Raw genomic sequence first — 15,024 nt, 5'->3', positions numbered from 1 at the left:
TACTTAGAATGTGTAACTCAATGAACCGAAGATTCCGCGCCGCGCGCCAAATTGCGCGGCGTTGACGCCCACGCCCTGGCCATCGCGCAATTCGTAAACCGCATCGGTGAGATTCACCAGGTCAATGCGCGCTTTCAGCGATTGCTTGTGGTTGAGCTTGAAGACCTGCTCCACGCCGCAATTCACGGTGTAGTAGGAAGGCACGGTGCCGCCGTTGGGGATGTTGGAGCCATCGGCTGCGGTCGAGTCGGTACGCAGGCCGCTGCCATAAAGGGCATCCACATAAAACATCGTGGCGAAACGCTTCGTCTCGTTAAACTTGTAAGAGGCGCCGAATGAACCGGACACGGTTTGATCGTGGTCCAGGTTGATGTAATGGTTCTGCGCGTAAGCGATATCGCCCGGGTCGAACAGGAATTGCGAGGACACGAAGTCCTCACCCTTCGCCACGGAATACGCGATGTTCGCATAGGCCGAAAAACCGCCGTGCGTATAATCAAAGGTGAACTCGGTCCCATAGACTTCGCCCTTTGCGTAGTTGAACGCGGAGAGAATCAACGTCTGCCCGAACAAACCGTCGTCGAGCTGGTTCTTGGCTTTTTTATAATAACCATCCACGCCCGCGCGGAAGCCCGGAAAAAGTTCCTGGCTGACGCCGGCGTCGAAATAATGCGAACGCTCCGCTTTCACCGGACTGTCCTGATCAGTGCCTGCCGCGTTGGATGTGTTATCGAACAGCGCCACCGCGCTCGAAGGGACATTTTCCACCGGCGGCGGTGTGAAGTAACGCGCATAGCCCGCGTGGAGCGTCGTTTTATCCGTGGGTTCGTAGATGATATTGACGCGCGGGCTGAGTTGATTTTCGTTGTCGAAGGATGAATTGAAAATATCAAAACGCGCGCCGTAGTTGATCGTCACTTGCGGCAGGATTTTCCATTCGTCCTGCAAATAGAAACCGGTGAACAAACCGTAAAGATGCTGGCTGTCGGGGATCTGCCGCGGGCCGCTGAGGTCGCCCGACATCGGATCAATGTCGAAGACCGTGTTGAGCGAACCAGCATAAACAGTTTCGCCATCGAAGATCATTCCGCCGCGCAAGGTGTGTTTATCGTTCAAATAATAACTCGCGTCCGCTTGCAGTCCGCCGGATCGGAGACGGCGATAGACATCGCTGGATGCGCCGTCGAAAAACAAATCGCCGCCTTCAGGATCGGGCATGAAGTGGACACTGCTTTCGCGGCCGATGGCGGAGACTTGCAGATTCAGGTCGCCTGCGGTTTTTTGATAAGTGACGACCGCGTAATAATTCTGTTCGTTCTGATTCTCGTTGAGATTGGCGGAATCGAACGTGGCTGGCTGTCCCGGCGCGCCGGGAAAAGCCGCGGTATTGTTGCCGGTGACATCGGGGACCTGGAAGTTGCTGTCCGATGCGCTGAGCATGATATTGACGCGGCTGGTGTCGTCGAGGAGGTACGAGAAATAAGAAAACAGTTTTCCCTGGTCGGTCTTGTCATGGATGGCTTCGCTGGTGGGCTGCGGATTTTCGATGCCGAGGGTATTATGCTCGTAGCTGGCATCCACGAAGTAATTCAGGTTGCCCTCCGAACCGCCGTATTCGATGGACGGACGCAAGGTATCGTGGCTGCCGCCAAACATCTCGAATTGGCCGCCGTTTTCAAACGCGCCGCTCTTGGTCTGGATGTCCACGACGCCCGCCGTGCGAAAGCCGTATTGTGCAGGAAGCGAGCCAGTGATGAATTTCAGGTTTTCGACGAAGCGCGGGTCGAGTTCCAAACCGAAGCCGGTGATGCCCTCGGGCAGCAACACGTCGTTGATGCGATACTGCAAATTCGCATGTTCACCGCGAACGTGAAGATCGCCGTTCGCCGCCGAATCCTGCGCGACACCGGGGAAGCGCAGGATGAGTTCGTTGAAAGGCGCATCCGCGCCGCGCGAGCCGGAATTGATTTGGGCAGCGCTCATCGTTGAAACGGTGGCGCCGAGATCCGGGAGGATGGCGGTGCGGGCCTGATCGAGCTTGCTGAAGACGGTGGTGTCGTGAAGCTGCGTTATGTTGGTGTCAAGGACGGATGCCGGCGTTGTATTTGTAGGGGTGGGAATGGCCGGGGCATTGGTGGTTTGCGCGTGAGCCGTGGCACCGAGGGATGCGAGGGCAATGACCGTCCAATAAGCGCGCCGGTTGGTGGGGGGAATGTTGCGACGGAATGATGGAGATGGAAAAAGAGAGGTTTTCATAGCTGGGACAAATATTAAAAGTTTTCAATGGATTGAGGTTCACGGCGATTGCGGCCACACCAAAAGGCGCGGCGTAAAAGCCATTTCGAACGGATTAATTTTTTAGCGGAGAATCATCGCCCGGATGGAGAGATCACAGGTGAATATCCGCCAAGTGAGTTGAACCCAAAACGCAGTTGAAACTGTTTCTCCACAGCCCGACGAAACCCGTCTGTGAACAGACGGATTTGGCGAGATGGTTTTGGATCCGGCTATGAAACGGGAGGAGCGCGGCTCGGAGAATAACGATAGTCCGCAAGGGGAAGAACCAAGGTTTCGGCCAGCAGGGCGATGCCGACGAAAAGAACGGCGATGCCGACGACCACGGTCGAGACGCTGGCGGCGTCCACCTGGCCGTGGGCGAAAAGTGTAACGGCGCAACTATGGTCCGGCGAGTCGGCGTCCGGGTGGAGCAGTTTGTGAAGTTGCGGGCTGGCGCCGGCGAACGAGAGAAGCAGAACCAACGCCGTCAGCACGAAACCTGAAGCAGGCCGGGCAATTTTTCCGGGTTGGAAAATTTTATTCACGCGCGCGAATGGCTTTCAATAAAGCACGCGGGCAATGGGTCTGTCAAGGGCTTGAAAAAATTTCCCTTACTTTGCCGCGCCGCGATAAAAATCCAGGGTTCGCCGCAAGCCCTCCTGCCACGTCACTTCGACTTCATAGCCAAGCTCGCGCCGGGCGGCGGAAATATCGGCGAGCGAGGAGCGCACGTCGCCGGTGCGCATGGGCTCGAATTGCGGCTGCAAATTCTGGCCGGTAAGGCGATTGAGTTCGGCGACGAGATCCAGCAACGAAATGCTTTGGCCGGCGGCGACATTGAAAACTTTTCCGGCGGCATCCGGCGCTTCGGCGGCGAGCAGGTTTGCGTGCACGACATTTGCGATGAAAGTAAAATCACGCGCCTGCAAGCCATCCCCATAAATCACCGGCGCGTTGCCCGCCAGCATGCCGGTGCAAAATTTCGCGATGACGCCCGAATACGGCGAACCGAATGCCTGGCGCGGCCCGAACACGTTAAAATAACGCAACGCCACCGTGGGCAAGCCGTAGAGCCGGTGAAATAACTGGCAATATTTTTCGGCGGCATATTTTTGCAGCGCGTACGGCGAGAGCGGGCTCGGCGGCAAGGCTTCGTGCTTGGCGGGCACATCCACGTCGCCGTAAATCGAAGAGGACGACGCGAATAAAAATCGTTTCACGCCCGCGTCGCGCGCGAGAACCAGCAGGCGCAAGGTCGCATCAATATTTTGCGCATTGGTTTCGATGGGTTTGGCGACCGAGACCGGAACCGAAGGCATGGCGGCTTCGTGAAAAACCCAATCGCAACCGGCGATAAGTTTTTTCACCAGCGTTTCGTTCGCGACATCGCCTTCGACAAATTCCAGCGTATCGCCGTTTCCGCGCCACGCGAGGTTGGCGACTTTCCCAAGCGAAAGATTGTCCAGCGCGATCACGCTGGCCCCGCGCCGGCACAACGCCTCGGCCAGGTGCGAACCGATGAATCCCGCGCCGCCGGTTACGAGTGCCTTCATATAGGTGCGTCAGCCTTCGGACGGCAATTCGTATAGCCGCCGATAGACGCCGTCGTGCTTCATCAACTCTTCGTGGCGGCCGGTTTCCACGATGCGGCCCTGTTCCAACACGACGATGACATCCGCGTTTTGAATCGTGGACAACCGATGCGCGATGCACAGGGTGGTGCGGCCCACCATTAGTTCTTCAAGAGCGGTTTGCACTCCGCGTTCGGCCTGCGTGTCGAGCGCGCTGGTGGCTTCGTCGAGGATGAGAATCGGCGCGTTTTTGACAATCGCGCGCGCGATGGCGAGACGCTGCTTTTGGCCGCCGGAAAGATTCACGCCTTTTTCGCCGATCATCGTGTCGTAGCCCTGGGGTTTTTCCATGATGAAATCGTGCGCGTGGGCGTGCCTGGCGGCGGCGATGATTTCCGCCTCGGTTGCGCCCGGGCGGCCCATCTCGATATTTCGGCGGATGGTTTCGTCGAACAACAAAGTCTCCTGAGTCACCACCGCGATTTGGCTGCGCAAATCCCGGGTTGTGACATCGCGAATATTCACGCCGCCGACGCGCACCGCGCCGCTGAGAGGATCGTAAAAGCGCAGGAGAAGATTCGCGATGGTGGTTTTTCCCGAGCCGCTCAGGCCAACGAGCGCGACCATCTGCCCGGGTTTCACTATGAGCGAAAAATCGTGCAAAACGGGTTTGGCGTCGTAGTTGAAATTGACTGATTCAAAGCGAATTTCCGCACCGACGGCCTTTAATGACAAGGGATTTGACGGTTCGGGCAATGTGGAAACTGTGTCGAGCAATTCAAACACGCGCTGGCTGGAGGCGTTGGCCTGTTCGATTTGACTGTAAAGACGGCTCAACGATTTGACCGGTTTATACATGGAAAATACGCTGCCGACGAACAGCACGAACGAGCCGACATCAATCGCCTGCCGCGCGATGACGAGGATGTAGTAGAAGAGACAGGCGATGCCGATGGCGCCAAAAAATTCGATGAGCGGCCCGGGCATTTCACCCGCGCGCACCGAGCGCATGTAATGGCCGATGAAACGGCCGGAGGCATCGCGAAATTGCGCCACCACGTTGCTTTCAAGATTGTAAGCCTTGATGATGCGATTACCGGTGAAGGATTCGTGGATGATGCGCGCGAGTTCGGCGTAATGATTTTGGATGGCGCGGCTTGATTGGCGGACCTTGCGCGCGTAAATGACGATCGGCACGAGACAGACGGGAAACACAATCAGGGAAACCAGCGTGAGCATCGGCTGTTGCCAGAGCAGCAGCACGATCAAGCCGATCAAAGTGGCGGGGTCCTTGATGATCACCACGAGCGAATTACTGATGGCGTTTTGCACCGAAACGGTGTCGCCCATGACGCGCGAAATCAATTCGCCGGTGCTTAATTTATTCATGAACGCCAGCGGCAGGTTCATCAGGTGCGCGAACAATTTCGTGCGCAAGTCCGTGATGGCCCGCACCGCGACCCATTGCAGAAAATAGACGTTCAAGTACGAGACCGCGCCGCGCAACAGCATCATCAGGGGAATCACGAGAATCACAAAAGCGATGCTCAAGGTGCGGTTGCTGTGGATGTCCGGCAGCAAACTCGTCAGCCGCGCCAACTCTTCGCGCGCCCACGGATGTTTGTCGAGGAAGGGCAGCTTGACCGTCGCCAGCACACCGGGATAGGCGCTTTCGAGCAGCACACGATTGCGCTTGGCCAGATTATTGACATCGGGTTTTTGCGCCATTAGAACGCGCGCGCTGGGACTGAGAATTTGGCTGGGAAATAGTTGTGGATTGTAAAGCGACGGGTCGAGGAGGGTGACGTTGAGTTCACCGGCGAGCGATTCGGCGAAAAGCGGCGGCGTGTTGGTGGTGTTGAAGGTGGAAAGTTTTTGCCGGGTGGCCGGAGAAAAGTGCGCCACGAGATATTGCGAAACCTGATTCGTGGGTTCGCGCAGTTCACTCACAAAAGCGGGCACGCTCAAGATGCTGCCGGGAGTGAACGTGGGAGTGTTCGCGGAAAGCGTGTTCGCGCCGGGAAAGGCCACGTCTATGGCGAGCTTGATGCTGAGCATGAGCAGCGCTTCCAACGCGCCGCCGATGAGTCCCGTCATTACGCCGAGCACCAGCCGCTGGCGATACGGGCGGCAGAGATGCAACAGCTTTTTGAGGAACAGCACCATGTCAATGAGGATGAATCTGCATCAGAAGCACGTTGGCTGCAAAGGATTTACTGCGGAGGTTTTGCCGCGAGCAATTCATCCGCCGCGTGCGCGAGCCGGGGAACATCCTCGAGATTCGCGGCCACCACGCACTTCACCCACGGATGCGAATGATAGGCGATGGAGTACTCGTGATTAAAAACGGTCAGGGTCGGCGTGCGCAAGCCAACCGCCATGTGATAGGGGCCGGTGTCGCCCGTAATGAAAAGGTCGCACGTTTTGATAAGACCGCTTAATTCGAGCAAGCTGGTTTTGCCGTTGAGATTGATCACGGGCGCATCGGAATCCAGTTTGTGAAGCTCGACGAATTCGCGGTCCACTTCGGCTTCGGCAGGCGAACCGAGACCCACAACCAAATGCAGGTTATAAGTTTTTTCAAGCTGCGCGGTGAGTTTTGAAAGCAGCGGCAGCGAAGGGCGGCGTGTGATGGCTCCGGGGGTTCCACAACCAATGTTCAGGCCGAGCAAACGCGCATTCTCGGGCAAACCGTGGCGGCGGCGAAACTGTTCGCGAAATTCGCGGCCCTCGATGGTTTCTTCGAGTTCGATGGCGGTGTGTCCGCGCTCGATTCCCAGCGCGGACAGCGCGACAAAATCACGATTGGTATATTCAAACCATTCGGGCAAACCGCGCTGGGTCGCGAAGGTTTTGTTCGAGACCGCGACGAGATCGTAAAACGCGCCGCGCAACGGGACTTCATTGATGCCGACCGTCGTCGCACCGAGACTTCGCCCAAGCAAAAAAGCCAGCAACGACGTGCGCGCGCCTTTCGGCTCAAAATCTATGATGAGATCGGGATGAAAAGTTTCGGCGTAAGCTTTTGCGGCCAAAAAAAGTTTGCGCCAGCCCGCGATGCCCTTGGTGCGTTTGTCGAGCGAACAAAAACTGTTCAAGAGATGGTGTCGCGCGATGAATCGTTCTGAACTGTAACCCGGCTCCCGCGTCAGAAACAGCAGATGTAATTCCGCGCCGGGAAAACGATCCTTGAGCGCGCGCCATGCGGCCGAGCCGCGCAATAAATCACCGATGCCCGCGCTCTGGCTTTTCAACATCAATATGCGCAAAGGCATGGCCGATTTCATTTTACGACGTGGCTTTCAACAAATCCTTCACGGCGGCGAAGACGGTTTCGACCGGCAGATGTTCCATGCAGCGCGCGGTGGCGGCGTTATCACAGGCGGCTTTTTTTTCCATGATACAGGAACACGGAACTGAGAGAACGCGCGCGCGCGGCCCACGCGGAGCCCATTCTGCCATCGTGGGATATTCGCGATAAAGCGCAATGGTCGGCGTGTTCATGGCGAGTGCGAGATGCAGCGCGCCGGAATCGCCGCCAATCTGCAATGCGCAGCGCGCGAACAAGGCGGCCAATTCAATCGGCGAAGCTTGCAAAACTTTTAAACGGGGATTGTTGACGCCCGCGATTAATTGTTCATGGCGCTGGGCATCGCGCGCCTGCGGGCTGCCGGTGGCGACGATTTCAAGCGCGGGATTGTCCGCCAGCAAACGGCGGCCGAGTTCAATCCATTTATCCAAAGGCCACTCGCGCAAGTGCGTGCTGGAATTGACGGCGAAATGAATCGCGCCGGCGGGCACATTGGCAGCGGCCCACGCATGCGCTTCGGCGGGCAGGGTGAGGTTGAACTTCGCGGGCTTTAGAGTCATTCCGCACGCTTCGAGCAAGCGGCGCTGCTGTTCGTACATCGGTAGTTGACGATCTTCGGGGGGTGCGAAGTGCCAATTCGGGATGCAGAAACGGCTCCAGAAATGCCAGTTGCCGCGGTTCTGCCCGACGCGATGACGCGCGCTTACGATGGCGGCGTGAATGGTGTTGCGGTCGTTGTCGTTGAAATTGAAAGAGGCGTCAATGCGGAGACGCCGCAACGCGCGAAGCACTTTGAATTGCTCGCTCAGGGTGCGTTGCGCGTGGGATTGCTGAAGCGGCCACAAGCGGTCGCAACAACCGGCGAGGCGCAAAATCTTTTCGCCCACAGGACTGCACGTCGCGTGAATCTCGGCATCGGGATAATTTTCGCGCAAGGTCCAAAGTGCGGGCAGCAAGTGAACGGTATCGCCGAGAACGCCGGGTTCGAGGACGACGATCCGCCGGGCGTTGCGCGTGTCCGCGTAGAAAGTCTCAACGGAGCGCGGGCGGGCAGACCGGTTGACTTGCGGCATGGGATTATTTCGTGCCGTAAAGCTGCGGGTTGAGCGAGGCGTCGTTATACATCTTGAATTGGCGGTACAACTTGAAATGTCGCGAGCCATTACCGAATGCCGCCAGCAAATCGGCCATGGACTTTTCGAGGTCGCGCGTTTGCTCCTCGAGGATGAGCGCTTTGTTGCGGCATTTGGTTCGATGTTCCTCGCTGACCGTCTCGCGCGCCGCTTCGATGCGCATGTGGTAGAGCTTCAGCGAAAGAATGGACAACCGGTCAATGATCATGCCCGGCGTTTCCGAATGTTGCGGGCTGGCAAGGTTGGCGGGCGGCAACTGACTGAGCAGCCAGACGTCTATTTGTTCGACGGCGTCATTGCGGGTTTGGTTGCAACGGTCAATCACGCGCTTGGCTTCGCGGATGCGGTCGGAACCGAGGTCGTCGCGGCGCGCAATGTCTTCCTCGTGCCACAAATCGAAATTCATCCGGTGATTCTGTTCGATCGCGGGCCAGGGCGCGCCGGTGCGCGGCGGGGTGGCGGCGTCATGCCATTGGACCGTCCACGCGGCTTGCTGGCGGACGATTTCGGCGATGTCGAGGGGCGGTTTCAATGGATGAGAGAGTGCCTAGCTCGCGAGGCGCGCCTTGATCGCCTTGATGCTGATGGAACGATGCCGCGCCATGATGCGTTTCAATTCCAGCGGCGGCGTGGTGGTGGTATTCACCCCGAAGTCCGTGGTGCAGGACGTGGCGTAACCGGCTTCGCGCACCAAGTCGAGCACGTGGTCGTTCCAATCGCCATACGGATAGCAAAAATGCTGCACGGGCACGCCGAATTGATCTTCGAGCTTTTTCTTACTGGAGAAAACTTCCTCGCGGGCCTCGCGGGAACTGACGCGGGTCAGAAACGGATGCGTCAGCGTGTGGGCACCGATCTCGTGACCGGCGGCCAGCCAATCGCGCACCTGGGCGGCATCCATCAACGGTTCGCGCACTTCGCCGAGGAGAGTTTCCCATTCATTATATTGGCCAAGGCGGTCGGCCACGAGAAAGAGCATGGCGCGAAAACGATGTTGCGCCAGCGGTTGAAGGGCGCTTTCAAAGGCATTGAGAAAGCCGTCGTCAAAGGTAAGCGAAATGGCTTTGGCGGCGTTTGAACTGGCGGGCATTTCGCCGTAAGCGGGAGTATGGAAACCGGCTTCGGCGAGTTCCTCAAGCTGGCGTTTCAGAAGGTCGGCACTGACGTAGAGGCCCTTGATGCGCACGCCGGCCGGGCGCGGACCGATTTTGTGGTACGTGAGGCAAGGTTTGCCGGTCTCGAACCATTTACGGAACGATTTCAGCGAAGTATAATGTCCGGGCTTAACAGATGACACGCCCTACTAGTAACAGAGCGCCCGCAGACGCACAAATTTAAATAAATCCACGGTGGAGGTTCCCATTCGATTTGCGCAACCGGCAAAACGGGGCTAAATAGGTTGTAACATTTGTCCTGGCCATGAGTCATATAAGTTGTGGTTCCTCGGGATCCAGTGGACAAATAACTTGATGTGACGCACCTCGCGTGCAAAGTTGTGCCCTACTCGTGCGGCGGTGCGTGCTGCCTGCGGAAATAATAGAAAGCTGTTGTATATGATACGTGCTGGCAAACCGGCCCATTTTCTTAAGAAATTTCTCCCCTTTCAACGTCCCCGCGTCCCCAAAGGTTTTTCCTACATCCACGATACCCTCCCACAAGATGTTTTTATCGTGGGCTATCCCAAGTCGGGAAATACGTGGTTTCAAAACCTGGTATCAGGGCTGGTGCATGGTGTCAATCCGCGCGTCGGTCCGCCGTCGCTCGCCAGCGATCTCGTGCCCGACGTGCATGCCAATGAATTTTACCGCCGCTACTCCACGCCCACTTATTTCAAGTCTCACGCACTGCCGCAGCCGCATTATCGTCGCGTGGTTTATTTGTTGCGCGATGGCCGCGACGCGATGGTCTCATTTTTGCATTACGCCGAGGCGTTGGAAAAACGGAAATTGAATTTTCTTGAGTTCGTCAATAATCCCATCCGCCATTCTTCGTCGAAGTGGCATGAGCACGTCGAAGCGTGGACGCAAAATCCTTTCGACGCACAAATGATCGTGATCAAATACGAGGACATGCTCGAACAGCCGGTCACGGAGCTGGAGCGTTTTTGCGAATTTATTGGTTTGCTCCGGGATCGCGCGGCGTTGAGCGCCGTGGCTGAGGGCGCGCAATTCAGCAGTCTTCGTGAAAAGGAAGCGAGCATCGGCTGGGGCGGACAGAGTGCATGGCCCAAGGATAAATTTTTCTTCCGGCGCGGCGTGGCGGGGAGTCACAAAGATGAAATGCCGCCCGAAGTCGTCGCCGCATTTTTGAGTGAAGCCGGGAAAACTTTGCGGTTGCATGGTTACGAGGTGGAAGAGCCGAAGGCGTTTGTTCCCTCAGCGGTCGAGCCGGTCATGACCGAGCCGCAATTTGTTCCGGCGGCGCGGGTGTCGGCATAAGCATTTTTGCGGACCGCTTTCTGTAGGGACCCGCGGTCAATCCACCTTTTGCCTTTACAGCTTCGTGGTAAACATGGTTCATACTTTTTGAGCGCGCACGCCCACAGGGATGCCAGTGCTCCCTGAACCATGCCGCAACCGACCGACCAATCATTGCCTCAACTGGGCGTCGTCATTCCCACAAAAAACTCGCGTCCCTATTTGCCCGCGCATCTGAAAGGGCTGGGCGAATGGCTAGATCTCGCGGCGGAAGTGGTGGTGGTGGACAGTTTCTCGACGGACGGCACGCTCGAATATTTGCGCGAGCATCTTAAACATCCGCGAGTCACTTACGCGACGCATCCGCCGGGATTATATGCGTCATGGAACCACGGCATCGCGCAGGTGCGGTCCGAATTTGTTTTTATCGCAACGACTGGCGACCTAATCACGCGCGAAGGCATCCAAAAACTTTTGCGCGCGGCGGATGATTTGAAATGCGACGTGGTTATCAGCAAACCGGCGTTTCGCGATTTGAACGATCAACCGCTGTCGGATAACTGGTGGCCGATTGACGACATCATCGCCATGCTCAACGTCACCGCACCGCAACGGTTGGCGAAACTCGAAGCGGTGATTTTTGCGGTGATGCAGATGAAGGGCGCGATCCTCGGAAGCTCGGCCAGCAATTTATACCGCACGGAATTGATGAAGCGCCTGCCGTTTCCCACGGAGTTCGGCACCACGGGCGACGGTGCGTGGGGTTTGCAACACGCGGCGGAAGCGGTGTTCGGAGTTGTGCCGGGACATTTTTCATCATTTCTTGTGCATCCGGCGGGCGGTTCGGATGCGGAAAAGAAAACCTATCGCGAAGCGGCGCGCGCTAATGCCGTGTTGAAGGCAGCGATGGAATTGTGGCGTCGCAACGGCGCGATCAACGATGACGAATTCGCGCGGCTGCATTGGCCGGAATTGATGGATGAGTTGACTTCCTATCTGGATGCGAAGAGCGCGTTCGATCACAATCGGCGCGAAGGCTTGCCGTGGATACTCAATCCCAGCGCGTGGAAAAACCGGTTCGCTCGCGAGCGGGCCACGGCGCGTTTGCAAAAGTTGAGACGAGAAATATTGAATTCACGTTGAGCCTTTCACAATGAGGTAAGCAAGTTTTCAAATAGGCAATCCTGAAAATAAAAACGGCGCGATTGCCGAGGCAATCACGCCGGTAAATGGAGTTGCGAAAAATTATTTGATCGTCGCGAACTTCGGCAGATGCGGTTTGCGGACGCGCGGCTGGACGTTCGGGACGGCGGGGCCTTCGGCTTGTTTGAAATGGACTTTCGAGCGGAGGAGCAAGGTGCCGAGGAGCAGATCGGCGAGGGGAAGAACGACGTTGAAATTCTTGTGCATGTAGCGATGGTGCAGCAGATGATGACCATTGAGGCGGAAATAAATCCCGGAGCGTTCAATGTCGCGCTTCTTCGGCAGATGCATGCACCAGTGCATGTATTCGTAAGCGCCGTAATAGCACGCCGTGGCGATGACTGAACCGACGATGATCGCCCACGTTCCAACCAGCCACGAAGCCGCGATGAACGGCAGGCTGCCCAAGGCGATCAACACCGGGCCGTTCCACCAGGCCATCGGAATGGTTTTCTTATCCTTCTCATTGATCAAATGATAGGTATGGTCGGCCTTGAAAGTCTGATGATGCACGAGAGCGTGCGCGCGGAAGGCGTAATCAAATTTCCCGATTGGGCGGTGCATGAAATATTTGTGGAGCGCCCATTCAAAAAATGAAGCGAAAACCACGGCGGCAATGAACCCGATTGTCATCCAAAAGGTAAAACTATGCATAATTATTGTCGTTAGCGCTCGACACCTTATCACTGAGACATTCCCACCCGGGAACATTAATCGTACGGCTCAGTAATAACCTCGATGCTATAAGTTATTGTCGTTTCTTATCCAGGGACAGTCAATATGAAACTGACTCGCGTGTCATCGCGCGTCCTACACTGTCTCAATTTTTGTGCGGCGTCGCATTTTGATGCGGCATTTTTTGCATCTGCGGGCCTGCGGGACATACAAAGCAAATCACAAGCCATTTTTTTGCCCCGGCGGCGCACCGTTCCGCTTGCCCAAAACGCACTCCGTTGGCACACTTGGTTCAATGCGCGAATACTTCCGTGACTGGACGGAAAATCTCGAAACCTTCTTCCTTGAGGTTATTTTTGAGCAACGCCGCGGCTACCGGGCCGCGATCGTGCGCTCGCTGCTGTACTTTTTGTCGAAGATTTTTCAAGTCCTGGTAAAATTTCGCCGGTTTCTTTACAATGTCCGCATCCTGCGCGATTCCACCCTCGGCGTGCAGGTCATCGCCATCGGCAATCTCACCGTCGGCGGCACGGGCAAGACACCCGTGGTCGAAAAATTCGCGCGCGAACTTCAGGACGAGGGCCGCACGGTCGCGATCCTTTCACGCGGGTATCGTTCCAAGCCCGCACCCCTGAGTGTGCGGCTCAAGAATAAAATTTTGTTCCGCGAGGACAGCACGCCGCCGAGGGTGGTTTCGGATGGCAAATCGCTTTTGCTCGATTCCGAAACGGCGGGTGACGAGCCGTTCATGCTGGCGTCCAATCTCAAAAATGTCGTCGTGCTTGTGGACAAGGACCGCGTGAAAGCGGGACGTTACGCGATTGAAAAATTCGGCTGCGATACGCTGTTGCTGGACGATGGGTTTCAATATTGGAAATTGCGCGGGCGGCGGCATGACATCGTTTTGATTGATTGCCAGCAGCCGTTTGGCAACGAGCGTTTGCTGCCGCGCGGGACGTTGCGTGAGCCGCCTTCGCACCTGGCGCGCGCGAATACGATTTTTATCACCAAGAGCGATGGGCAGACGGAGGGGTTGCGCAAACGCATCGCGGAGCATAATCCTACGGCGAGCATCATCGAGTGCATTCATCATCCGCTTTATTTTGAGGATGTCTTCACCGGGCAGCAGCACGGGCTGGATTTAATTAGGGGCCGGCGCGTGGCGTCGTTGAGCGGCATCGCGCAGCCGGAAAGTTTTGAGGAAAGTTTGGCGGCGCTGGCGGGCTCGCTGGTTTATTCGAAGCGGTTCGCCGACCATCATCGGTTTTCCCAGCAGGAAATTCTCAACGCCATCAATCGCGGAAAGAAACGCCAGGCCGAACTGATCATCACCACGCAAAAGGACGCGGTGCGGTTTCCAAAGCTCGACCGCCGCGACCTGCCGATTTATTTCATGCGCGTGGAAATCAAAATTCTTAACGGCGCCGACGGTTTCCAGGATTGCGTCCGCAAAATCTGTTTCCGCTGACGATGGATACGATTCTCTATTACTTGGCGAGCGGAATCATCGGCTTGTTTCAAAAACTGTCGCTCGACGGCGCGAGCCGGGTGGGACGTTTTCTCGGCGGAATCGTTTATACGCTGGACGCGCGGCATCGAAAAGTCGCGATCAACAATTTGACGATGTGTTTCGGCAAGGAAAAATCGCCCGAGGAAATCCGCGCGCTGGCGAAGGAAAATTTCAAGCGCATCGGCGAAAATTTTTTAAGCGCGATCCGGTCGTCGCGTATGACTTACGAACAACTCAGCCATCGCATCGAAGTCATCGGCGCGGAGAAGGTGTCCCATTCCATCGCGGCAAAACCCACGGCCAGCGTGATTGTGGCCATCGGGCATTTTGGAAATTTCGAATTGTTCGCGCAGCTCGCCCGTGAACTGCCGCGATACCAGCGCGCTACGACGTATCGCGCATTGAAAAATCCCGCGATCAATCGCGTGATGCAGCGGCTTCGCGAGGGCACGGGTTGTCTTTATTTTGAGCGCCGCAATGATGGCGCGGCCCTCCGTACGGCGTTGCGCACGCATAACCTTTTGCTCGGCCTGTTGTCCGACCAGCATTCCGGGGATCACGGTTTGCGGCTGCCTTTTCTCGGCCACGATTGCAACACCACGAAGGCGCCGGCGATTTTTGCGCTACGCTATGACATGCCGCTGCACACGGCGATTTGTTTTCGCACGAAGCCGGGCCATTGGCAGGTGGAAGTCGGCGATGCGATTCCGACGCAGGTGAATGGCGAACCGCGTTCGCCCGCCGCGATCATGCTGGACGTGAACCGCGCCTTTGAAATTGCGGTTCGCCGCGATCCTGCGAATTGGTTTTGGGTACATAAACGCTGGAAACCGTCGCGGCTTAAAAGCTCGCTGGCGGACGCGACCGAAGGCAAAGATGATTCCGAATCCGCTGCCGACAAGACGAATCGCTCCGCCCATACTTAATT

Annotated in this window: 13 protein-coding genes; 4 read left to right on the top strand and 9 right to left on the bottom strand. The window is 56.7% G+C overall.

Going from position 1 to position 15,024, the window contains the following annotated elements:
* Positions 1 to 3: 3 nt before the first annotated feature.
* From VH413_11240 to VH413_11205, 8 genes are all read right to left on the bottom strand, one after another.
* The gene (locus tag VH413_11240) at positions 4 to 2,256 is read right to left on the bottom strand and encodes a TonB-dependent receptor (GenBank protein ID HEX3799266.1); all 2,253 of its coding nucleotides are present in this window, start codon (positions 2,254 to 2,256) and stop codon (positions 4 to 6) included.
* A 251-nt stretch (positions 2,257 to 2,507) separates the two neighbouring features.
* A complete protein-coding gene (locus tag VH413_11235) occupies positions 2,508 to 2,822 on the bottom strand; it encodes a hypothetical protein (GenBank protein HEX3799265.1) in 315 nt (104 codons plus the stop codon).
* A 66-nt stretch (positions 2,823 to 2,888) separates the two neighbouring features.
* Positions 2,889 to 3,830: an SDR family oxidoreductase gene (locus tag VH413_11230; protein ID HEX3799264.1), complete on the bottom strand. Its 942-nt coding sequence runs from the start codon at positions 3,828 to 3,830 to the stop codon at positions 2,889 to 2,891.
* A 9-nt stretch (positions 3,831 to 3,839) separates the two neighbouring features.
* Entirely contained in the window at positions 3,840 to 6,014 is a 2,175-nt protein-coding gene (locus VH413_11225; protein HEX3799263.1) for an ABC transporter ATP-binding protein, read from the bottom strand.
* Between the two features lie 47 nt (positions 6,015 to 6,061).
* Positions 6,062 to 7,123, bottom strand: a complete 1,062-nt coding sequence (locus VH413_11220; GenBank protein ID HEX3799262.1) for a glycosyltransferase family 9 protein — start codon at positions 7,121 to 7,123, stop codon at positions 6,062 to 6,064.
* Positions 7,124 to 7,136: 13 nt separating this feature from the next.
* Positions 7,137 to 8,231, bottom strand: a complete 1,095-nt coding sequence (locus VH413_11215) for a glycosyltransferase family 9 protein (GenBank protein ID HEX3799261.1) — start codon at positions 8,229 to 8,231, stop codon at positions 7,137 to 7,139.
* A gap of 4 nt (positions 8,232 to 8,235) precedes the next feature.
* Positions 8,236 to 8,823, bottom strand: coding sequence for a DUF4254 domain-containing protein (locus tag VH413_11210; protein ID HEX3799260.1), 588 nt, complete (start codon positions 8,821 to 8,823; stop codon positions 8,236 to 8,238).
* A gap of 15 nt (positions 8,824 to 8,838) precedes the next feature.
* Positions 8,839 to 9,588, bottom strand: a complete 750-nt coding sequence (locus VH413_11205) for a polysaccharide deacetylase family protein (GenBank protein HEX3799259.1) — start codon at positions 9,586 to 9,588, stop codon at positions 8,839 to 8,841.
* A gap of 256 nt (positions 9,589 to 9,844) precedes the next feature.
* Between VH413_11205 and VH413_11200 the strand changes: the two genes are divergently transcribed.
* Both VH413_11200 and VH413_11195 read left to right on the top strand, forming a co-directional pair.
* The gene (locus VH413_11200; protein ID HEX3799258.1) at positions 9,845 to 10,729 is read left to right on the top strand and encodes a sulfotransferase domain-containing protein; all 885 of its coding nucleotides are present in this window, start codon (positions 9,845 to 9,847) and stop codon (positions 10,727 to 10,729) included.
* Between the two features lie 129 nt (positions 10,730 to 10,858).
* On the top strand, positions 10,859 to 11,851 hold the full coding sequence (locus VH413_11195) for a glycosyltransferase family 2 protein (protein ID HEX3799257.1): 993 nt from the start codon (positions 10,859 to 10,861) through the stop codon (positions 11,849 to 11,851).
* A gap of 102 nt (positions 11,852 to 11,953) precedes the next feature.
* Here the strand turns inward: VH413_11195 and VH413_11190 are convergent, their stop codons facing one another.
* Positions 11,954 to 12,565 (bottom strand): sterol desaturase family protein, encoded by a 612-nt coding sequence (locus VH413_11190; GenBank protein HEX3799256.1) that lies wholly within the window; start codon positions 12,563 to 12,565, stop codon positions 11,954 to 11,956.
* Between the two features lie 316 nt (positions 12,566 to 12,881).
* On the opposite strand from VH413_11190, the gene lpxK reads away from it, so the two are divergent.
* Positions 12,882 to 14,054 carry a tetraacyldisaccharide 4'-kinase gene (gene lpxK / locus VH413_11185; GenBank protein HEX3799255.1) on the top strand — a complete coding sequence of 391 codons (1,173 nt, stop codon included), beginning with the start codon at positions 12,882 to 12,884 and terminating at the stop codon, positions 14,052 to 14,054.
* A 2-nt stretch (positions 14,055 to 14,056) separates the two neighbouring features.
* A complete protein-coding gene (locus VH413_11180; GenBank protein HEX3799254.1) occupies positions 14,057 to 15,022 on the top strand; it encodes a hypothetical protein in 966 nt (321 codons plus the stop codon).
* Positions 15,023 to 15,024: the final 2 nt, after the last annotated feature.

The sequence above is a fragment of the Verrucomicrobiia bacterium genome (assembly GCA_036268055.1).
Classification (GTDB): domain Bacteria; phylum Verrucomicrobiota; class Verrucomicrobiia; order Limisphaerales; family Pedosphaeraceae; genus DATAUW01.
This window is presented reverse-complemented; position numbering and strand designations above follow the sequence as displayed.

Coding starts and splice junctions, on each gene's coding strand:
- VH413_11240 (HEX3799266.1), bottom strand. CDS start 2,256: ATGAAAACCTCTCTTTTTCCATCTCCATCATTCCGTCGCAACATTCCC.
- VH413_11230 (HEX3799264.1), bottom strand. CDS start 3,830: ATGAAGGCACTCGTAACCGGCGGCGCGGGATTCATCGGTTCGCACCTG.
- VH413_11225 (HEX3799263.1), bottom strand. CDS start 6,014: ATGGTGCTGTTCCTCAAAAAGCTGTTGCATCTCTGCCGCCCGTATCGC.
- VH413_11220 (HEX3799262.1), bottom strand. CDS start 7,123: ATGCCTTTGCGCATATTGATGTTGAAAAGCCAGAGCGCGGGCATCGGT.
- VH413_11215 (HEX3799261.1), bottom strand. CDS start 8,231: ATGCCGCAAGTCAACCGGTCTGCCCGCCCGCGCTCCGTTGAGACTTTC.
- VH413_11200 (HEX3799258.1), top strand. CDS start 9,845: ATGATACGTGCTGGCAAACCGGCCCATTTTCTTAAGAAATTTCTCCCC.
- VH413_11195 (HEX3799257.1), top strand. CDS start 10,859: ATGCCGCAACCGACCGACCAATCATTGCCTCAACTGGGCGTCGTCATT.
- VH413_11190 (HEX3799256.1), bottom strand. CDS start 12,565: ATGCATAGTTTTACCTTTTGGATGACAATCGGGTTCATTGCCGCCGTG.
- lpxK (HEX3799255.1), top strand. CDS start 12,882: ATGCGCGAATACTTCCGTGACTGGACGGAAAATCTCGAAACCTTCTTC.
- VH413_11180 (HEX3799254.1), top strand. CDS start 14,057: ATGGATACGATTCTCTATTACTTGGCGAGCGGAATCATCGGCTTGTTT.